We start from the raw sequence: 21,054 nt of genomic DNA, 5'->3' as shown, positions 1-21,054 counted from the left end.
ATCGTAGTCGCGGCGAGGTACCATGAGAAGCGCCAGAGATCGGCAAATTTATGGTGCCACGATTGATGGGGCGCGAATCGCGAGCCGTCCTTCACCAGCCGTGCGCCACTAGCCGTGCGCCACGTTCCGACATTTTCACGCTGCGATGTTCCGATGACGACTGTCCTTCCTTCCGGCGACGCGCCGTTGCTGCCGCTCGACGCGCCGCTGGCGCGCACGCCGGGCGCGCCTTCGCTGCAGCGCCAGTTGCTGCGCCGCGTGCGCGACGCGATTCTCGGCGGTGCGATGCCGGCCGGCACGCGGCTGCCCGGCACGCGCGCGCTGGCCGAGACGCTCGGCGTGTCGCGCAACACCACGGCGGCCGTCTACGAGCAGCTCGTCGCCGAAGGCTTCCTGCAGTCGGACCGCCGCGGTACGCGCGTGGTCGGGTTGTCACGGCCGGCGCCGCCGCGCCGGCGTGCCGCGCCGCCGGCCGTCGCGCAGCGGCTCGGCCGGATTCGCCCGAGCCGCATCGGCGCCGGCGAATCGGAGGGCTTCCGGCCGGGCGTGCCCGCGCTGACGCATTTCCCGGCGGACGCATGGCGCCACGCGATCGACCGCGCGCTGCGCCGCGCCGGCCGCGACCTGCTCGGCTATGGCGACCCGCTCGGCGAGCCCGCGCTGCGCGAATCGATCGCGCGCCACCTGGCCGTGACGCGCGGCGTGCGCTGCGATCCCGAGCAGATCGTGATCACGGAAGGCGCACAGGGCGCGATCGCGCTGTGCGCGCAGTTGCTGACGAACCCGGGCGATACGGTGTGGGTCGAGGAGCCCGGCTATCGCGGCGCGCGCACCGCGATGCAGGCGGCCGACCTCGACGTCGTGCCGATGCCGGTCGACGCGGAAGGGCTGCGCACCGACGAGGACGACTGGCGCGAGCGGACGCCGCGCCTCGTCTACACGACGCCGTCGAACCAGTTCCCGACCGGCGCCGTGCTGTCGATCTCGCGCCGGCTCGCGCTGATCGATGCAGCGCGCCGGCATCGCGCGTGGATCATCGAGGACGACTACGACAGCGAATTCCGTCACACCGGTGAGCCGATCGGCGCGATGCACGGGCTCGCGCCCGATTCGCCCGTCGTCTATCTCGGCTCGTTCAGCAAGACGATGTTTCCGGCGCTGCGGATCGGTTTTCTCGTGCTGCCCGACGCGCTGCTGGCGGCGGTGCGGCCGGTCCTGCCGGAGATGCTGCGCGGCGGGACGCGCCACGTGCAGCTCGCGCTGGCCGATTTCATCGAGACGGGCGAGTACGGCCGCCATCTCGGCCGCATGCGCCGGCTGTACCGCGACCGGCGGCGGTTGCTGCTCGCCGCGCTCGACGGCAACCTGAGCGTGCCGCATCAGATCGAGGGCGGCCCGTGCGGGCTGCATCTCGCGCTGCGGCTGCCGGCGCGCTACCGCGATCGCGCGATCGTCGACGCGGCGCGTGCGCACGGCATCGGGCCGTTTCCGCTGTCGGGTTTTTCGATCGATGCGGGATCGGCGGGTAACGGGCTCGTGCTCGGTTTCGGCAATACGTCGGCCGACGCGTTCGAGCCGATGTTGCGGATGTTGTCGGCGATCGCGGAGCGGGTGGGTGGGGAGTGATGTGGGGGCGGCCGGGCGCGCGGGATACGGCACCCGTCGCCGGTGATTTCCGCGTCTGTATCGATTTCGATTTCGCTTTGGGATCCCGACGGGAGAATCGAGTCATGAATGGACGAACTGGATCGGTGATGACCGTCGTTCGTCTGGCTGCCTTCGCTACGGAAGCCGCGTGCGCTGGTGCGACGGATGACAATCGGACTTGTGCGGATTGACGAACCGCACACTTTGTTCGAAACGGCCACCGTCGCGGCTCCGCGCTTGCCGCGCCGCCCGGCATTCGGGTTTCGATTCGTATGGTCGAACAGGCCGCGTGGACTATAAATGGATGGGTGTACCGGGCCTTGTCGAGCGCCTGCGCGTCTCGCGCATGTCGGCGCCGTGACTCCCGGGGGAGGTGCACCGTGGTTCGCCAGACGCTTGCTCGCGCCGTGCTTCGCACCGCGTTGATCGGGGGCGTGTTTGCCGGCTGTTTGCCGGCCCCGCCGGCCGTCCTTGCCGGAACCCTCTCGCCGCCCGTCACGCCGCATCCGATGAAGCAACGGCCGGCTGTCGCGCCTTACGCGATGCCGGTCGATTTTCCGGCGATCGTCGACCGCTACGGCCCGGCCGTCGTGACCGTCATGACCGCCGCACCCGACCAGCAGGCGAGCGGCCCGTCGTTCACGACCCTCGATCCCGACGATCCGCTCGCGGCGTTCTTCCGGCGTGACGCACCGCCGCCCGCGCAGGGCCCGCAGGCGCCAGGCCAGCAGGCGCCGGCACCCGACACCGCGCCGCGCGCGGTATCGGGCAGCGGCTCGGGTTTCATCGTCAGCGCCGACGGCGTGATCCTCACGTCCGCCCACGTGGTCGACGATGCGACCGACGTGACGGTGCGGCTCACCGACCGCCGCGAATTCAAGGCGACCGTGCTGGCCGTCGATCCGCAAAGCGATGTCGCCGTGCTGCGTGTCAACGCAACGAAGCTGCCGTTCGTGCGCGTCGGCGATTCGTCGAAGGTCCGCGCGGGCGAGCCGGTGATGACGATCGGCGCGCCGGACGGATCGGGCAACACGGTTACGGCCGGCATCGTCAGCGCGACGTCGCACCGGCTGCCGGACGGCAGCGCGTTTCCGTTCTTCGAAACCGACATCGCGCCGAACCCCGACAACTCCGGTGGCCCCGTCTTCAATCGGGCCGGCGACGTGATCGGCATCGCAGTGCAGGTCTACACGGGCACCGACCGCTACGCGAGCACGACGTTCGCGATCCCGATCGCGTTTGCCGCAAAGGTGCGTGCGCAACTGCAGAAGCAGATGCAGGCGCAAGCGCAGCAGGTCCAGGCGCCGGGCGAGTCGTCGTCCGGCAATGCGATCGGCGTCGACGTGCAGGATGTCGGCATCGGGCTGGCCGCGGCGTTCGGGCTGCCGCGGCCGGCGGGCGCGCTCGTCAACGGCGTCGCGCCCGGCTCGCCGGCCGCCGCGGCCGGCGTGAAGCCCGGCGACGTGATCGTGAAGCTGGGCGACAAGACGATCGGCCGTTCGGCCGAGCTGAACGACCTGGCCGCCGCGCTGCCGCCGGGCCAGAAGGCGCCGCTGCGGCTGATCCGCAACCGCGCGCCGGTGATGCTGACGATCACGGGCGCCGACGAGGCCGCCGGCACCGCCGGCCCTGCTGTCGCCATGGCCGCGCCGAAGGCGGCTGCACGACCGGCGGCGGGAGCAGCGGCTGCCGACGGCGGCGACCGCCTCGGGCTGACGATGCATGCGCTCAGCGACAACGAGCGCCGCTCGACGGGGCTCGCCGTCGGGATGATGGTGGACGCGGTGCACGGCCCGGCAGCCAAGGCCGGTATTCAACCGGGCGATGTCGTGCTGGAGCTCAACGACACGCTGCTCGAGACGCCCGATGACATACCGACGCTCGAAGCGAACGGCAGCGTGATCGCGGTGCTGATCCAGCGCAACAACGCCCGGAAATTCGTGTCGGTGCGTGCGCGTTAGGGCGTTGACGCGCTCGGCATCGTCCGCCTACCATCGTCCCATCTCGCACGCAGTCAGCGACGCATTCAGGAGCCATCCGGCATGAACGCAGCATTCATCATCGTAGTAGTACCCAGGCGCAGGGTCCGGTAGCGGCACCGCGCCGGCACCCATGCGCCCCCGACTCGTTCGGGGGCTTTTTTTTGCATTGCGCACGGCCGTGCGGCACGTGCGCGGAGGGCATCCGCTTGCAATCGAACCTGCCGATCGCTTCCGAACGGGCGTCGCCGAGACTCGCGACGCTGATCCTGCTGTGTGCGTGCTCGGTGCTGCCGCTGAGCCTGTTCCTGCCGTCGCTGCCGGCCATCGCACGCGACCTGCGCGCCGACTATGCGCTCGTCGCGCTGTCGCTCGGCGGTTACGCGGCGGTGGCCGCGTTGCTCGAATTCGTGATGGGGCCGCTGTCGGACCGGTTCGGGCGGCGGCCGGTCGTACTGGCGAGCGTCGGCGTGTTCGCGCTCGGCTCGCTCGGCTGCGCGATGGCGACCGATATTCGGGCGTTTCTGGCATGCAGGCTGATGCAGGCGGCGATCACGTCGGTCTATCCGGTGTCGATGGCGACGATCCGGGACACCGGCGGCGGTGCGCGCGCCGCGAGCCGGATCGGCTATGCGGCGATGGCGGCCGCGTTCGCGCCGATGCTCGGCCCCACGCTCGGCGGCGCGCTCGACCAGGCGTTGGGCTGGCGCGCGAGCTTCTGGCTGCTCGGCGCGGTGGGCATCGTGCTGTCCGTCTGGTGTGCGTTCGACCTCGTCGAAACCCATGCGAACCGGTCGTCGAGCCTCGGGCAGCAGCTTCGTGCGTATCCGGCGCTGCTCCGCGCGCGCCGTTTCTGGGCCTACGGGCTTTGCATGGCGTTTTCGACCGGCGCGTTCTACGCGTTCCTGGCCGGTGCGCCGCTCGCCGCGCAAACGGTGTTCGGCATCGCGCCGGCGGAGATCGGCTTCTACATGGGGACCATCACGGCCGGCTTCGTGTGCGGCAGCTTCCTGGCCGCGCGTTACGCGCGCCGCTACGCGCTGGCCACGACGATCCTGTGCGGGCGGGTGGTCGCGTGCGCGGGGCCGTTGATCGGGCTCGCGCTAAGGTTCGGTGGCGCGACGCAGGCGATCGCGTGGTTCGGGCCGTGCGTGCTGGTCGGCATCGGCAACGGGCTGACGAATCCCGGCGCGCATGCAGGCGCAGTGTCGGTGCGCCCGGAACTGGCGGGGAGTGCGTCGGGGCTGGCCGGCGCGATGACGATCGCTGGCGGGGCCGCGCTTTCGTCGCTGACGGGGGCGGTGCTGACAGCCGGCAACGCGGGCTATGCGCCGCTCGCGATGATGCTGCTGTCGGCCGCGATCGCCCTGGCGGCGGCCGTCTGCGTGCGGGTGTTCGATGCGCGCGACGCGGGGCGGTGAACGAAGACACGCGGCATCGGACATGGGGGCTGGCACCGCTACCGTGCCGTGAACGATTGGCGGACAATCGATCGATTATCGGGAGACGACGAACCCGCCGCGCGCCGAGCATGCTCCGACGCGGGAAGGGCGACTGGACGAGGATGCGATGAGCGACTTTTCTGATTTCCAGCGAGACATTGCCGACGCCGCGAGAGCGACATTCAGGGCGCTGCGGGCGCTGCACCCGGACGAGCATTTCTACGCATTCGCGCTGTATACCGACAGCGGCGCGATGACGGTGGTGCCGGCGGCCAATTCGGTCGAGGGGCTGCGCCGGATCCGCGAGCAGCAGGCCGTCCCGGACGACGACCCGTGGTATGCGTGGGGTTTCTCCGAATGGGCGTACGCGGCGGCGGAAGCGTCGCCGTTCAATGCGATCTGCGGCAAGCTCGCCGATGACGTGCTGAGCCCGCAGTTCATCCGCTCGAGATTCCCGGAATTTTCGCGGCAACTGCACGCCGACATGATCGCGGCGTTGCGGCTGCTCGACCGAGAAGGCCTGTTCGGCACGGGCAACGACCGGGCGGCGATCACGCTGTTCGTGTCGATCAGCGACGACGACGCGGCCGAGGCGCTGGAAAACGAATCGGCGAAGGCGCTGAATCCGCCGGCCGTCGCCGACGCATTCCTGCGCCGCTACGACCGACCGAAAGCGGGATAGCGCACGGCGGCCCCGCGCAGACGGCCGCCGTGCGTGCTGCGTGTCGGCTTATGGTTTACGGCTTCGCGCCCACGACGAATTCGAACGTCGCGACGCCGTCGACGCCGCCCGTGACGCGATCGCCCGGCTGCAGCGCGCCGACACCCGCCGGCGTGCCGGTGAAGATCAGGTCGCCGGCCTTCAGCTCGACCGAGCGCGACACATACGCGATGACGTCGGGCACGGCCCAGATCATGTCGGCCAGATCGCCTTGCTGGCGCGTGTCGCCGTTGACCGCGAGCCAGATGCGGCCCGTCGCCGGGTGGCCGGTGGCGGCTGCTGCGCGCAGCGGAGTCACGGGGCCCGATGCGTCGAAGCCCTTCGCCCAGTCCCACGGACGGCTCAGCTTCTTCGCTTCGGCCTGCAGGTCGCGGCGCGTGAGGTCGACGCCGACACCATAGCCCCACACGTGCGACAGTGCGTCGGCCGGGTCGATCGACCGGCCGTCCTTGCCGATCGCGACGACCAGCTCGATTTCGTGATGAAGGTCGTTCGTCAGCGGCGGATAGGCGACGGTGCCGCTGGCCGGGACGATCGCGTCGGCCGGCTTCGTGAAGAAGAACGGCGGTTCGCGGTCGGGATCGGCACCCATTTCGCGCGCGTGGTCGGCGTAGTTGCGGCCGACGCAGAACACGCGGCGCACCGGAAAGCGCGCGGACGACTGGTCGACTTCGACGGAAGGACGCTCGGCAGCGTCGATGACATAAGCGGACATCGGATGGCCTCGTTCAGTGGGAAGACGGATGCGGTGCCCGTGCGGCGCACGGGCCGGCATGCGTGAAACGATACCCGACGCCCGTGCGGCCGGATGCGACGCAACTGCGTTTTACCGGGACAAAACTACGCGTCGGCCGCCGCCGGTGCGTCGTCGCCGTCCGGCGGCGCGGCGTTCGCGTCGCGGTACGCCTTCGGCGACACGCCGACCCGCGCACGGAAGCGCCGCGCGAAATACCCTTCGTCGCGGAAGCCGACCGAGCGTGCGATATCGGCGATGCGCCGGCTGGTATGGGCCAGCAGCGACTGCGCGAGCGCGATCCGGCGCTCGGTCACGAGATCGGTGAAGGTGCTGCCGGTTTCCTTGCGGACCAGGTGCGCGAGGTAGTTGGGCGACAGGAACGCGGCCTCGGCGGTCGCGGCGAGCGTCAGGTCCTCGCGGGTCAGGTTGGCGCGCACGTGGCGCAGCACGCGCGCGAGCGCGTCGCGCCGGCCCGCGCGCTGGGCGCCGCGCTGCGCGAGCTTGTCGAGCGCACCCGCGTACTGCGTGCAGACGAGCCCGATCAGCTGCAGCAGGTAGCCGCGCAGCAGCGTGGTCGAGCCGAACGTGCGCACGCGATCGGTGTCGAGCATGCACAGCGCGAGGCGGCGCGCTTCGTCGTAGGTGTCGCCGGTCAGGATGAAGTCGAGGTGTTCCTGGAAGCGGAACGGCGTCAGCTCGGGAAAGCGGTGCGCGGGCACGTCCTCGAGATCGAGCGGGTCGACGTCGAGATCGGCGCGCAGGAACGCCTGGCTGAAGTTGATCACGATGAAGTGCGCGCCTTCCGGATGCGGGATCAGGTGCTCGCGGTGCGGCAGCACGAACGCGAGCGCGCCGCGCGGAAACGGCCGCGTGACGCCGCCGATTCGCTGCTCGGTGTCGCCGCCGAGATTGAACTGGATCTGGAAATACGCGTGCCGGTGCGGCTCGGTGATCGCCTGGCGCGACGCCTGGTCGCGGATGTAGAAGTCGAGCCGGTCGCTGCGTTCGGGCATCCCGTACAGGCGCGGCGGGGCGGTGGAGGGCATGAAGGATTCTGCTGTTCGTGACGCGGTTGAGCCGCGATGGTACAGCGAACCGGGCGCGGCGGCGATCCGTGCGGCCGCACGGCTTCGCCCGGTGTCGCTCGCGGCGTGCCGCGCGGCGATCACTCGTCCGGATGGAAGCCGAGATAACTGGCATGCGGGTTGGCGCTACCGGCACGCTGAGCTGCCGCGCCGACCGACACGAGCGCATCCAGCGTCGACGTACGGTTCGACACCAGCGTCCAGGCGATGGCGGCGTCGGCGCTGGCCGGGGCCGACTCCGCTGCGCGCTGCGCCGTCAAAGCCGTCAGCGCGGCGAGCAGCGCGGCAGCCGGCGGCGCATGGACCGCGAACCCTTCGTTGGCCACCGCCGCCGTATCGATCCCCAGCATCGCGCACAACCGCGCCCGCAGCGGCGTCTCGGCTTCGCTCGCCGCACGCGAGCGCGCGATGTTCTCGCGGGTGGCCGCGTCGACGATCGTGCCGCCGCGGACGAACGGCGCCTGCTGCCACGCGTCGGGCGTGCATTGCTTGCCGTCCGGCACCAGCGGCACGAACGGATTCACTTCGGCCGGATAGATCCGGCACACGAGCGGCCGCGCGTCGTAGATCGCGCAGCGCATGTCATCGCCGAGGTTCGGGCATGGCCCGGCATGGGTCGCGGTGAGCATGACCGTGATGCGGACGGGCAGCGAGCCGCTGAGCGCGGCGCTCGAGCGCACGCGCTTGTACGCGGCGAACGCGTTGTCGGGCTCGGGCTCGACGAGCCACGGCATCGCGTCGCACAGCAACTCCACGTGGCCGCCGCGCTGCAGCCAATCGGTGGCCTCGTCGATCGTCAGCGGAATGCGCAGGTCGCGGCAGCACCCGCCGCAGCCGTTGCAGGCAAAGTCGAGGTCGGTGGGGGTGTCGTTCATGCTTGATTCGATACGGATAACGGGGATGTCGCGACGCGTCGCGACATGGCAGCGGTGTGCGTTTATCGGGCGACCAGCGGCGCGATTCGGCGCCGCAGTTCGGGCACGACCTCGGAGTCGAACCACGGGTGGTGCTTGAACCACGCCTGGTTGCGCGGCGACGGATGCGGCAGCGGCAACACGTCGGGGCCATAGTCGCGCCACGCGTGCACGGTGTCGGTCAGCGTGGCCTTGCGCGACTCGCGCAGGAAATGGCGCTGCGCGTACTGGCCGATCAGCAGCGTGAGCCGGATCGACGGCAACTCGGCGAGCAATCGGTCGATCCACAGCGGCGCGCATTCGGGGCGCGGCGGGTTGTCGCCGCTTGTGCCGCGGCCCGGGTAGCAGAAGCCCATCGGCACGATCGCGAAGCGCGTCTCGTCGTAGAACGTGTCGGCATCGACGTCGAGCCAGCCGCGCAGCCGCTGGCCGCTCGCGTCGTCCCACGGGATGCCGCTTGCATGGACGCGTGCCCCCGGCGCCTGCCCGACGATCAGGATGCGCGCGTCGCGATGGGCGCGCACGACGGGGCGCGGGCCGAGCGGCAGGTCGGCTTCGCAGGCACGGCACGCGCGGATTTCGGTGAGCAGCACGTCGAGCGGCGCGCGCGTGGGTTTTGGCATCGAATCGGATCGGGGGACGGAGTGGTCATGCGGCGTCACCCGGGGCCGCGTGCCGGGCGCCGGCAGGCGGCCCGGACAGGCGTGGCGCGGGAGCGCGCGCCGCCTGCATCATGCGGCGCGCATCACGCCTGCGACAGGCCCGGTGCGCCGCTTTCGGCGACGGCAGCATCATACAACGCGGTTTGCGCGATCGCCCGGGCGATCCCCGCGTCGTCGTGCGCGCCGTCGAGCATGCCCCAGCGCCGGTATTGGGACAGGAACCACTCGCCTTCGCGCGGATCGGGGCGGTTCACGGCGCCGCCGTCGTGGAAGCGGATCGGCAGCGGCGGCACGGCGAACGGGCCTGAGCCGTAGTCGCCGAGCAGGCGCGGCGCGATCAGCCGGGCCGGCACGCCGAGCGCATCGGGCGACGCGAGCCAGTCGGCCGCCTCGCGACGGTGCGCGGCACTGTCGAGCCAGGCGCAGGCATCGACGAGCGTGCGGATCAGCGCGCGGGCCGTGGCCGGATACAGCGCGACGAAATCGCGCCGGGCCGCGAGCACCTTCTCCGGATGATCGGGCCAGATCTCGCTCGTGACGGCAACGGTCCGCCCCGCGCCGCAGGCCTCGGCCACCGCATGCCACGGCTCGCCGGCGCAGAAACCGTCGAGCTCGCCGCCGGCGAGCGCGGCCACCATCTCCGGCGGCGGGATCACGACGCTGCGCACGTCGTGCAGCGGATCGACGTCGTGCGACGCGAGCCAGTGGTTCAGCCACATCGCGTGCGTGCCGGTCGGGAACGTCTGGGCAAGGAGCGGCTTGCGGCCGAGCGTCGCGAACGCGTCGCGCACGCTGCCGCTGGCGCGATACGCGTCGGCGAGGCCGCGCGACAACGAGATCGCCTGGCCGTTGCGGTTCAGCACCATCAGCGCGGCCATGTCGGCCTGCGGGCCGCCGATCCCGAGCTGCAATCCGCAGACGAGCCCGTACAGCGCATGCGCGGCGTCGAGCTCGCCGCTCAGCAGCTTGTCGCGCACGGTGGCCCACGACGGCTGGCGGCTGAGCTCGAGCGTGAGGCCGTGCCGTTCGCCGAGGTTCAGGCGCTGCGCGACGATCAGCGGGGCCGCGTCGCTGAGCGCGACGAACCCGAGGCGAAGATGTGCGCGTTCCGGCGCGGCGGGAGAGGAGGTATCCATGGCATTCATGACTGGGGTGACGCGTCGAGCAGTTGCCGCGCGACGTCGACGATGCGCAGGCCCTGGTCCATCGCGCGCTTGCGCAGCGCCGCGTAGGCGTCGTGTTCGGACAGCTTGCGCTCATCCATCAGCAGGCGCTTCGCGCGGTCGATCAGCTTGCGCTCCGCGAGCTCGCGCTCGACGTCGGCCAGCCGGCGGCGCAGCGCGTCGTCGTGCGAGAAGCGGGCAAGCGCGACTTCGAGAATCGGCGCGAGGCGCTCGGCCGACAGCCCTTCGACGAGATACGCGCTGACGCCCGCGCCGACCGCCGCGCGGATCAGCGACTGGTTGGCGTCATGGCTGAACATCAGCACGGGGCGCGGCGCGGTGGCGTGCATCACGGCAAGCTGCTCGAGCGTGTCGCGCGACGGCGAATCGGTATCGATGATCACGACGTCGGGATGTTGCTCCTCGACGGCGGCCGGCAGGCGCGCGGGCGTCGCGACGTCGTTCAGCATCTCGTAGCCGAGGTGCGCGAGCGCGTCGCCGAGCTCGCCGATCGGCTTGTCGGTGTCGGTGACGAGCAGCACGCGCAGGCGGGGGGAAGAAGCAGACGTACTCATGACGTGAACGGCGGCGGCGAAAGCGTGGCGCGAGGGGCGGATCGGGGGCGGCGGCCCCGTGCGGACATCGTGTCGGTGCCGCGCACGGCGGCCCGGCGGCCGGTGCCGCCGTCTTCATGATAGGGGGGCGGCCGGTGCCGCGTGGCGTCGCGCATGCTACGCGGCCCGGGACAAGGCCGTCTCGATCGCGGCGCCCGCGTCCGGCACGTGCTGCACGGCTGCTTCGCCGATCGCGCCGCCGACGAGGATCACGGCCGGGCTGCCGAGCCGCGCTGCGTCGATGCCGCGCGCGAGACCGCCGAGCGTGCCGGTCCAGCGGCGTTCGTCGGGCGTGCCGGCCCATTGCACGGCCGCGGCCGGCGTCGAGGGCGGCAGCACGGCGAGCAGGCCGGCGGCAATGCCGTCGACGCGACTCATGCCCATGTAGATCGCGAGCGTGGTGCCGGTCGCCGCGAGACGCGCCCAGTCGGGTTCGCCGTGGTCCTGACGGTGCGCGGTGACGAACGTGACGCCGTGGCAATGCGCGCGGTGCGTGAGCGAGATGCCGAGGCTCGCGGCGGCCGCGAAGCCCGACGAGATGCCGTTGACGATCTCGACCGGAATCGCGGCGGCGCGCAGCGTCGCGAGTTCTTCGCCGGCGCGCCCGAACAGCAGCGCATCGCCGCCTTTCACGCGCACCACGTGGGCGCCGCGCAGCGCGTAGCGGCGCATCAGCTTCTCGATGAATGCCTGCGGCGTGGAGCGGCAGCCGCCGCGCTTGCCGACGCGGATCACGCGTGCCTGCGGCGCGAGTTCGACGATGCCGGGCGCGACGAGATCGTCGAGCAGCAGCACGTCGGCGGCGGCCAGCGCCTTCACGGCCTTCAGCGTGAGGAGATCGGGATCGCCGGGGCCGGCGCCCAGCAGCGTGACTTTGCCTGTCGTCATGTCGTGTTCCAGTGCCGCCTGCATGGGGCGGTCGATAGCGCATTGTCTTGCGCGGCGGCGACGGGCGGTCGAAACGCACCGGCATCCGGCCGTGCCGCGCACGGAAGGACGCCGTTGTCCTGATCGGCCCGCCTGAATGACGGGCATGGGTTGTGGGGACTGCCCACCGGCGCCGTTGCCGGTGTCATGCGGCGGATTCAGCAATATCCGGGCCAACCGGCATGACGCGTCGCGCGGGGGGCGGCGGTAACGGTGCGCATTGCGCCGCGCGATGGCCCCGAGCGTGAAGGCAGCCGCCGCGCGCGGGCAGCCGCAATGCCGCATCGACGTGCATCGTGCCCCGTCAGCAGGCACCGCGATGTCGCACGACGACAGTGCTGCATCGCACCACATCTGTGCCTCGCTGCCTCACGACGCATCGTGGGTGACGTGGCGCCGCGCGTCGCATGACGCCCGACGCGCCTTGCGTGGCGGGGATGTGGGCCCGATTCGCGACGACATGGCACGGCGTTTGCGTTGGGAGGTTCGGGCGGATCAATGGCGATTCGTCCGGCAGTACCGATTACCGACGCGCCCGGCAACGGGCCTCATGGGCAACGGCGTCCTACGCATCGGGTCTCGACGAGACCGGGTGCGCAGGACGCCGTTTTTCGTTTGGCGGATGACATGACCGACAAAGCTACCCGTATCAATCTCTTCAGCTTCCGTACCGCGCCGATGCGCGCGTTCCACCTGACGTGGATGGCGTTCTTCGTGTGTTTCTTCGCGTGGTTCGCGTGCGCGCCGCTGATGCCGCTGATCGCACGCGAATTTCACCTGACGGCCGCACAGGTCGCCAACATCAACATCGCGGCGGTGGCCGCGACGATCGCCGTACGGCTGCTGGTCGGCCCGCTGTGCGACCGCTTCGGCCCGCGCCGCGTGTACGTGGGCCTGCTGCTGCTCGGCGCGATCCCCGTGTTCGCGGTGTCGTTCACGCACGATTACCTGTCGTTCCTGATCTGCCGGCTCGGCATCGGCGCGATCGGCGCGGGCTTCGTGATCACGCAGTACCACACGTCGGTGATGTTCGCGCCGAACGTGGTCGGCACCGCGAACGCGACGACGGCCGGCTGGGGTAACGCCGGCGCAGGCGCGACGCAGGCGCTGATGCCGCTGCTCGTCGCCGCCGGCCTGATGCTCGGCTTCGGCGAGGATTCGTCGTGGCGCATCGCGCTGGTCGTACCGGGCGTCGCGATGCTCGTGATGGCCTGGGCGTACTGGCGCTTCACGCAGGATTGCCCGCAAGGCGACATCATCGCGCTGCGCAAGGCGGGCGTGACGGTCGACAGCGGCAAGAAGGGTGGCTGGGCGAGCTTCTTCGCGGCCTGCGGCAACTATCGCGTGTGGATGCTGTTCGTCACGTACGGCGCGTGCTTCGGCGTCGAGGTGTTCATCCACAACATCGCCGCGCTGTACTACGTCGATCACTTCAGCCTGTCGCTGAAGGACGCCGGGTTCGCGGTCGGCCTGTTCGGGCTGCTCGCGCTGTTCGCGCGTGCGCTCGGCGGCTGGCTGTCCGACAGGATCGCCGCGCGCCGCAGCCTCGACGTGCGCGCGACGCTGCTGTGCGCGCTGATCGTCGGCGAAGGGCTCGGGTTGATCTGGTTCTCGCATGCGCAAAGCGTCGGCATCGCGCTCGTCGCGATGCTCGCGTTCGGCCTCTTCACGCACATGGCCTGCGGCGCGACCTACGCGCTGGTGCCGTTCATCGACCGCAAGGCACTTGGCGGCGTGGCGGGGATCGTCGGCGCGGGCGGCAACGTCGGCGCGGTGGCCGCCAGCTTCCTGCTGAAGGGTGTCGGCGACGTGCAGCACACGCTGAGCCTGCTCGGCCTGGCCGTCACCGCGACCGCGCTGTGCGCGATGGCCGTGCGCTTCAGTGAAGAGCACAAGGCGCGCGAAGCCGAGCTGCGCGACCGCGCGCTGGCTGCCAGCGGCGTCGCGAACTGATCGACCGAAGGAAACGTCACCATGAAACTCATCGTCATCGGCCACGGCATGGTCGGCCACAAGCTCCTCGAATGCGTCGCGGCGGAAGCGGGCGCCGCGGGCGCGCTGCAGGTCACGGTGCTCGGCGAGGAACCGCGTCCGGCGTACGACCGCGTGCACCTGTCGGAATTCTTCGCGGGCAAGTCGGCGGACGACCTGTCGCTCGTCGAACCCGGCTTCTTCGAACGTCATCCGCAATTCGACCTGCGCCTGAATGCGCAAGTCGCGTCGATCGACCGCGCCGCGCATACGGTCACGCTCGCATCCGGCGAAACGCTCGCGTACGACAAGCTGGTGCTCGCGACGGGTTCGCGCCCGTTCGTGCCGCCGATGCCGGGGCGCGATCGTGACGGCTGCTTCGTGTACCGGACGATCGAGGATCTCGAAGCGATGCAGGCGTGCGGCACGCATGCGAAAAGGGGCGTCGTGGTCGGCGGCGGCCTGCTCGGCCTCGAATGCGCGAAGGCGCTGCGCGACATGGGGCTCGACACGCACGTCGTCGAATTCGCGCCGCGGCTGATGGCCGTGCAGGTCGACGACGGTGGCGGCCGGATGCTGCGCGCGAAGATCGAGGCGCTCGGCGTGACCGTGCATACGGGCAAGAACACGCTGGAAATCGTCGATGGCGAGGCAGGCACGCACCGGATGGCGTTCGCCGACGGCTCGCACCTCGACGCCGACATGATCGTGTTCTCGGCCGGCATCCGCGCACGCGACGAACTGGCCCGCGCATGCGGTCTGGACATCGGCCCGCGCGGCGGCGTCGCGATCGACGACGCATGCCGCACGAGCGATGCCGACATCTACGCGATCGGCGAATGCGCGGCCTGGAACGGGATGGTGTACGGCCTCGTCGCCCCCGGCTACGACATGGCGCGCGTGGTCGCGAAGCAGCTTTGCGGCGATGCGAACAGTGCGGCCGGGGCCGCCTTCGCCGGCGCCGACATGAGCACGAAGCTGAAGCTGATGGGCGTGGACGTCGCGAGCATCGGCGACGCGCACGGCACGACGGCCGGCAGCCGCACCTACCAGTACGCGGACGAGCGCCGCCAGGTCTACAAGAAGCTCGTGGTGTCCGACTGCGGCAAGTTCCTGCACGGCGCGGTGATGGTCGGCGATGCAGCCGAGTACGGCACGCTGCTGCAGATGATGCTGAACCGCATCGAGCTGCCGGAATCGCCGGAATTCCTGATCCTGCCGTCGTCGGACGGCGTCGCGAAGCCGGCGATCGGCGTCGAGGCGCTGCCCGCGGCCGCGCAGATCTGCTCGTGCAACAACGTGTCGAAGTCGCAGATCTGCACGGCGGTCGCCGACGGCGCGACGAGCCTCGGCGCGCTGAAGACGTGCACCGGCGCCGGCACGTCGTGCGGCGGCTGCGTGCCGCTCGTCACGCAGATCATGAAGGCCGAGATGAAGAAGCAGGGCCTCGCGGTCAACAACCATTTGTGCGAGCACTTCCCGCATTCGCGCCAGGAGCTGTTTCATCTGATCCGCGTCGAGCGCATCACGACCTTCGACGAACTGCTCGCGAAGCACGGCCACGGCCTCGGCTGCGACGTGTGCAAGCCGGCGGTGGCGGGCATCCTCGCGTCGTGCTTCAACGAATTCGTGCTGAAGAAGGAGCACGCGGGGCTGCAGGATTCGAACGACTACTACCTCGCGAACATCCAGCGCGACGGCACATACTCGGTCGTGCCGCGCATGCCGGGCGGCGAAGTCACGCCGGAAGGGCTGATCGCGGTGGGCCAGGTCGCGAAAAAGTATGGCCTGTACACGAAGATCACCGGCGGCCAGCGCGTCGACCTGTTCGGCGCGCGCGTCGAGCAGCTGCCTTCGATCTGGGAAGAACTGATCGCCGCCGGCTTCGAATCGGGCCACGCGTACGGCAAGGCGCTGCGCACCGTGAAATCGTGCGTCGGCTCGACGTGGTGCCGCTACGGCGTCGACGATTCGGTCGGCCTCGCGATCGACCTGGAGAACCGCTACAAGGGGTTGCGCGCACCGCACAAGATCAAGTTCGGCGTGTCCGGCTGCACGCGCGAGTGCGCGGAAGCACAGGGCAAGGACGTCGGCATCATCGCGACCGAGAATGGCTGGAACCTGTACGTGTGCGGCAACGGCGGGATGAAGCCGCGCCACGCGGAACTGCTCGCGTCCGATCTCGACCGCACCACGCTGATCCGCTACATCGACCGTCTCCTGATGTTCTACGTGCGCACCGCTGACCGGCTGCAACGCACGAGCGTGTGGCGCGACAACCTCGAAGGCGGCCTCGACTACCTGATCGACGTCGTCGTGCACGACCGGCTCGGGCTCGGCGCCGAACTCGAAGCCGACATGCAGCATGTGGTGGACACCTACGAGTGCGAATGGAAGAAGGCCGTGACCGATCCGGAAACGCGCAAGCGCTTCCGCCACTTCGTGAACAGCGACGCGCCGGACACGACCATCGAGTTCGTCGAGACGCGCGGCCAGATCCGGCCCGCGACGCCCGGCGAACGCGCGGGCGGCAAGCGCGTGTCGATTCCCGTCGTGGCCGAAGGCGTGACGCAAGCCGCCACCGAACCCGCCACCGTTTGACCCTGACCGACACCCGCGTCTTTTCCAAGGAGCCCATCATGAACGATCGTCTTCCGCTGTCCTGGACCCGCGTGTGCGCGCTCGACGACATCGTGCCCAACACCGGCGTATGTGCGCTCGTCAACGGCGAGCAGGTCGCGGTTTTTCACGTCGCGCATGCCGAAGCAGGCGGCGTGTTCGCGATCGACAACGTCGATCCCGTATCGCAGGCGGCCGTGATGTCGCGCGGGCTGATCGGCAGCCTCGGCGAGCGCGTCGTCGTCGCGTCGCCGCTGTACAAGCAGCATTTCGACCTGCGCACCGGCGAATGTCTCGAGGCGCCCGAGCAGTCGGTGAGCGCGTATCCGTCGCGGGTCGAGGACGGTTTCGTGTGGATCGCAGCCTGACCGCCCCGGAGCGCGCATGACCGCCACCCCCGTCAAGAGCGTGTGCCCGTACTGCGGCGTCGGTTGCGGGATGGTGCTGCACGTCGAGGAAGGCGAAGTCGTCAAGGTGTCCGGCGACGCCGACCATCCGACCAACTTCGGGCGGCTGTGCACGAAGGGCTCGTCGGCGCACGTCGCGCTGCGCCGCTCGGGGCGGCTCGACCGCGCGTTCGTGCGCCGCGCGCGCGAGGACGACCTGGTGCCGCTGCCGGCCCGCGACGCGATCGCCGACACCGCGCGCCGCCTGCGCGCGGTGCTCGATACGCACGGGCCCGACGCGCTGTCGTTCTACGTATCGGGGCAGATGTCGATCGAGGCGCAATACCTCGTCAACAAGCTCGCGAAGGGCTTCGTCGGTACCCACAACATCGAGTCGAACTCGCGCCTCTGCATGGCGAGCGCGGGCACCGGCTACAAGCAGTCGCTCGGCGCGGACGGCCCGCCCGGGTCGTACCAGGACTTCGATCGCGCGAACCTGTTCTTCGTGATCGGCGCGAACATGGCCGACTGTCATCCGATCCTGTTCCTGCGGATGATGGATCGCGTGAAGGCCGGCGCGAAGCTGATCGTCGTCGATCCGCGCCGCACCGGCACGGCCGACAAGGCCGACCTGTTCCTGCAGATCCGGCCGGGCACCGATCTCGCGCTGACCAACGGGCTGCTGCACCTGCTGCACGCGAACGGCCGCACCGATGCCGCGTTCATCGACGCGTACACCGAAGGCTGGGACGCGATGCCTGCATTCCTCGCCGACTACACGCCCGAGCGCGTCGCGGCGATCACGGGGCTCGCGGAAGCCGACCTGCGCACCGCCGCGCAATGGATCGGCGACGCGCAGGAATGGATGAGCTGCTGGACGATGGGGCTCAACCAGAGCACGCACGGTGTGTGGAACACCAACGCGATCTGCAACCTGCATCTCGCGACGGGCAAGATTTGCCGCCCCGGCAGCGGGCCGTTCTCGCTGACCGGCCAGCCGAACGCGATGGGCGGGCGCGAGATGGGCTACATGGGGCCGGGGTTGCCGGGCCAGCGCTCGGTGGCGTCCGACGACGATCGCCGTTTCGTCGAGAACCTGTGGCGCGTGCCGGCCGGCACGCTGCGCAAGGAGGCGGGGCAAGGCACGGTCGAACTGTTCGCGCGGATGGCGGCCGGCGACATCAAGGCATGCTGGATCATCTGCACGAACCCGGTCGCGACGGTGCCGAACCGGCAGAACGTGATCGCCGGGTTGCAGGCCGCCGAGCTCGTGATCGCGCAGGATGCATTCCTGGACACCGAGACCAACCGCTATGCGGACATCCTGCTGCCCGGCGCGCTGTGGGCCGAGGGTGACGGCGTGATGGTCAACTCCGAGCGCAACATGACGCTGATGCGCGCGGCGGTCGCGCCGCCCGGTGACGCGCTGCCCGACTGGCGCATCGTCGCGGAAGTCGCTCGTGCGATGGGCTTCGGCGATGCGTTCGACTATGCGTCGGCGGCCGACGTGTTCGACGAGATCGTGCGCTTCTCGAATCCGGCGACGGGCTACGACCTGCGCGGCGCGAGCCATGCGGCGCTGCGCGACGGGCCCGTGCAGTGGCCGGTCGCGCCAGGCACCGCGCGCGAGCGGCACCCGATCCGCTACCTGAACGACGGCGTGAGCCAGACGCTGCGCGCGGCGGGCAACGGTGACGCGACCGACGCGCCGCGCCTCGCATTCCCGACGCCGTCGGGCAAGGCGCGCTTCTTCGCGCGGCCGCATGTCGATCCGGCAGAGCTGCCGGACGACACGTTCCCGATCGTGCTGAACACCGGGCGGCTGCAGCATCAGTGGCACACGATGACGAAGACGGGCAAGGTCGCGATGCTGAACAAGCTCAACCCGCGCCCGTTCGTCGAGCTGCATCCGGACGACGCGAGCGCGCTCGGCATTGCCGCGAAGGACAGCGTCGAGATCCGTTCGGCGCGCGGCCGCGCGGTGCTACCGGCCGTCGTGACCGAGCGCGTGCGGCGCGGCAACTGCTTCGCGCCGATGCACTGGAACGACGTGTACGGCGACGACCTGTGCATCAACGCGGTGACGAACGACGCGATCGATCCCGACTCGCAGCAACCCGAACTGAAATACTGCGCGGTCGCGCTGCGGCGCGTCGAGACGGATGCGTTCGCGTCCGCCGATGAAGCGACCGTGCAACCCGATGCCCGCGCCGACGACACGCTGCCCGCGCCCGCGCTGGCGCTTGCTTCACAGGAATCCGACATGGCAGACATCGACACTTTCGCGGCCGCGCTCGGCGTGGCCGACCTCGCGCCGCCGCCGTTGACGGACACCGAACGGCTGTACGTGGCCGGCCTCGTCAGCGGGCTGAAGGCGAGCGCGGGCCGGCGCGAGGGCGGCGTGCCCGTGCTGCCGGCCGGCGCGCCGCTCACGCCGCCGGTGCGGTTCTGGCTCGACGGCATGCTGGCCGGGCTGTTCAGCCGCACGCTGCCGGCGAGCGTGCCGGGTGCCGCGGCGCCTGCGTTGCCGGCCGATGCCACTGCGTCGGGCGGCGTGCGGATCGTGCGTACACGGCCGAAGGTCGTGCTGCTGTGGGCGTCACAGACCGGCAACATCGAATCGTTGACCGAGGATTACGCGACGCAACTGATGAACGCGGGCTTCGAGATCCGCACCGCGTGCATGTCGGACTATCCGGCGGCGTCGCTCGCCGGCGCGCAATACGTGCTGCTGATGACCAGCACGTTCGGCGACGGCGATGCGCCCGACAACGGCAGTGAATTCTGGGACGCGCTGCGGGCCGGCAGCGCCGCGCGCCTCGATGGCGTGCACTTCGCGGTGCTCGCGTTCGGCGATCGCAACTATGACCAGTTTTGCGGCCACGGCCGCCGGCTCGACGCGCGGCTCGCGGAACTCGGCGCGGCGCGCCTCTGTGCACGCGTCGATTGCGACGTCGAATTCCAGCGCGACGCCGACCAGTGGCTCGAACGCGTCGTCGCGCGGATCAAGGAGGCCGATGCCGCGCTGCACGCGGTGCCGACCGGCGCGATGAGCCCGTCGGGGCTGCTGCCGACCAAGGCGCATCCGGCGCCGTCGAAGCTCGTCGCGAACCTGCGGCTGAACCGCCCGGGCGCGGCGAAGGACACGCGCTACGTGTCGCTGTCGACCGAAGGCGCGAACCTCGAATACGAAACCGGCGACGCGCTCGGCGTGTGGCCGACCAACTGCCCGGAGCTGGTCGACGAGCTGCTGTCGGTCACCGCGCTGAAGGCCGATGCGCCCGTGTCGGTGGCGGGCGTCGGCGACGTGCGCCTCGGTGATGCACTCGCGCGTCACTTCGACATCACGCGCCCGCATCCGGACACGCTTGCATTCATCGCGTCGCGCAGCACGAACGGCGCGCTGAAGTCGCTGCTCGGCGACGACCGCAAGGGCGACCTGAAGCAATGGCTGTGGGGGCAGCAACTCGCGGACGTGCTGCACGAGTTTCCGGTCGAGCTGTCGGGCACGGAGCTGGTCGGGATGCTCAAGCGCATGCAGCCGCGCCTCTATTCGATCGCGTCGAGCCCGAGCGCGCACCAGGGCGAGATCCACCTGACCGTATCGGCTGTGCGCTATCACAACGGCCGGCGCGCGCGCAAAGGCGTGGCGTCGACGTTCCTCGCCGATCGCGCGGACGACGGCCGCGTGCCGGTGTTCGTGCAGAAGTCCGCGCATTTCCGGCCGCCGGTGAACGGCGACGTGCCGATCGTGATGGTCGGCCCGGGCACCGGCGTCGCGCCGTTCCGCGGCTTTCTGCACGAGCGGCAGGCGCGCGGCGCGCGCGGGCGCAACTGGCTGTTCTTCGGCGAGCAGCACGCGCAGACCGACTTCTACTACGGCGACGAGCTGGGCGCGATGCACGACAGCGGCTTCCTGACGCGGCTCGACCTCGCGTTCTCGCGCGACCAGGCCGACAAGATCTACGTGCAGGACCGGATGCGCGAGCAGGGTGCCGAGCTGTTCGCGTGGCTGGAGGAAGGCGCGCACTTCTACGTGTGCGGCGATGCCGCGCGGATGGCGAAGGATGTCGACACGGCGCTGAAGGCGGTGGTCGCCGAGCACGGCGGGATGTCGGATGAAGCCGCGAACGATTATGTCGCGCGGCTCTCGAAGGCGCGGCGCTATATGCGGGACGTGTACTGAAC

Annotated in this window: 15 protein-coding genes; 8 read left to right on the top strand and 7 right to left on the bottom strand. The window is 70.3% G+C overall.

The window, feature by feature from the left end; genetic code table 11:
- Positions 1 to 153: 153 nt before the first annotated feature.
- The 4 genes from pdxR (at position 154) to CFB40_RS26185 (ending at position 5,750) form a co-directional block, all read left to right on the top strand.
- Positions 154 to 1,626 carry a MocR-like pyridoxine biosynthesis transcription factor PdxR gene (gene pdxR, locus CFB40_RS26200; protein WP_089427309.1) on the top strand — a complete coding sequence of 491 codons (1,473 nt, stop codon included), beginning with the start codon at positions 154 to 156 and terminating at the stop codon, positions 1,624 to 1,626.
- A 401-nt stretch (positions 1,627 to 2,027) separates the two neighbouring features.
- Complete coding sequence (locus CFB40_RS26195; protein WP_089432820.1) at positions 2,028 to 3,608, top strand: trypsin-like peptidase domain-containing protein; 1,581 nt, start codon at positions 2,028 to 2,030, stop codon at positions 3,606 to 3,608.
- A gap of 227 nt (positions 3,609 to 3,835) precedes the next feature.
- Positions 3,836 to 5,047: an MFS transporter gene (locus tag CFB40_RS26190; RefSeq protein WP_089433321.1), complete on the top strand. Its 1,212-nt coding sequence runs from the start codon at positions 3,836 to 3,838 to the stop codon at positions 5,045 to 5,047.
- A 148-nt stretch (positions 5,048 to 5,195) separates the two neighbouring features.
- A complete protein-coding gene (locus CFB40_RS26185; protein WP_089432819.1) occupies positions 5,196 to 5,750 on the top strand; it encodes a DUF4303 domain-containing protein in 555 nt (184 codons plus the stop codon).
- Positions 5,751 to 5,805: 55 nt separating this feature from the next.
- Here CFB40_RS26185 and CFB40_RS26180 read toward each other — a convergent pair whose 3' ends face one another.
- The 7 genes from CFB40_RS26180 to cobA all read right to left on the bottom strand — a co-directional run bounded on the left by CFB40_RS26180 (position 5,806) and on the right by cobA (position 11,851).
- On the bottom strand, positions 5,806 to 6,504 hold the full coding sequence (locus tag CFB40_RS26180; RefSeq protein ID WP_089427313.1) for a fumarylacetoacetate hydrolase family protein: 699 nt from the start codon (positions 6,502 to 6,504) through the stop codon (positions 5,806 to 5,808).
- A 125-nt stretch (positions 6,505 to 6,629) separates the two neighbouring features.
- Positions 6,630 to 7,571, bottom strand: a complete 942-nt coding sequence (locus CFB40_RS26175) for a helix-turn-helix transcriptional regulator (RefSeq protein WP_089433320.1) — start codon at positions 7,569 to 7,571, stop codon at positions 6,630 to 6,632.
- Positions 7,572 to 7,690: 119 nt separating this feature from the next.
- Positions 7,691 to 8,485 carry a YkgJ family cysteine cluster protein gene (locus CFB40_RS26170; RefSeq protein WP_089432818.1) on the bottom strand — a complete coding sequence of 265 codons (795 nt, stop codon included), beginning with the start codon at positions 8,483 to 8,485 and terminating at the stop codon, positions 7,691 to 7,693.
- A 62-nt stretch (positions 8,486 to 8,547) separates the two neighbouring features.
- Positions 8,548 to 9,147, bottom strand: a complete 600-nt coding sequence (locus tag CFB40_RS26165; protein WP_089427315.1) for a uracil-DNA glycosylase family protein — start codon at positions 9,145 to 9,147, stop codon at positions 8,548 to 8,550.
- A gap of 122 nt (positions 9,148 to 9,269) precedes the next feature.
- Complete coding sequence (locus tag CFB40_RS26160) at positions 9,270 to 10,322, bottom strand: CmpA/NrtA family ABC transporter substrate-binding protein (RefSeq protein WP_089427316.1); 1,053 nt, start codon at positions 10,320 to 10,322, stop codon at positions 9,270 to 9,272.
- 5 nt (positions 10,323 to 10,327) lie between these two features.
- Positions 10,328 to 10,924, bottom strand: coding sequence for an ANTAR domain-containing response regulator (locus tag CFB40_RS26155; RefSeq protein ID WP_089432817.1), 597 nt, complete (start codon positions 10,922 to 10,924; stop codon positions 10,328 to 10,330).
- Positions 10,925 to 11,080: 156 nt separating this feature from the next.
- Positions 11,081 to 11,851: a uroporphyrinogen-III C-methyltransferase gene (cobA, locus tag CFB40_RS26150; RefSeq protein ID WP_089433319.1), complete on the bottom strand. Its 771-nt coding sequence runs from the start codon at positions 11,849 to 11,851 to the stop codon at positions 11,081 to 11,083.
- Between the two features lie 666 nt (positions 11,852 to 12,517).
- Between cobA and CFB40_RS26140 the strand changes: the two genes are divergently transcribed.
- From CFB40_RS26140 to CFB40_RS26125, 4 genes are read left to right on the top strand one after another with little or no spacing between them, the layout of a single operon-like run.
- The gene (locus CFB40_RS26140) at positions 12,518 to 13,843 is read left to right on the top strand and encodes an MFS transporter (RefSeq protein WP_089432816.1); all 1,326 of its coding nucleotides are present in this window, start codon (positions 12,518 to 12,520) and stop codon (positions 13,841 to 13,843) included.
- A gap of 21 nt (positions 13,844 to 13,864) precedes the next feature.
- Complete coding sequence (gene nirB / locus CFB40_RS26135; RefSeq protein ID WP_089432815.1) at positions 13,865 to 16,462, top strand: nitrite reductase large subunit NirB; 2,598 nt, start codon at positions 13,865 to 13,867, stop codon at positions 16,460 to 16,462.
- A gap of 38 nt (positions 16,463 to 16,500) precedes the next feature.
- Complete coding sequence (gene nirD / locus CFB40_RS26130; protein ID WP_089432814.1) at positions 16,501 to 16,848, top strand: nitrite reductase small subunit NirD; 348 nt, start codon at positions 16,501 to 16,503, stop codon at positions 16,846 to 16,848.
- Positions 16,849 to 16,864: 16 nt separating this feature from the next.
- Positions 16,865 to 21,052, top strand: a complete 4,188-nt coding sequence (locus CFB40_RS26125; protein WP_089432813.1) for a bifunctional nitrate reductase/sulfite reductase flavoprotein subunit alpha — start codon at positions 16,865 to 16,867, stop codon at positions 21,050 to 21,052.
- Positions 21,053 to 21,054: the final 2 nt, after the last annotated feature.

It is taken from the genome of Burkholderia sp. AU31652, from assembly GCF_002223155.1.
GTDB lineage: Bacteria > Pseudomonadota > Gammaproteobacteria > Burkholderiales > Burkholderiaceae > Burkholderia.
This window is presented reverse-complemented; position numbering and strand designations above follow the sequence as displayed.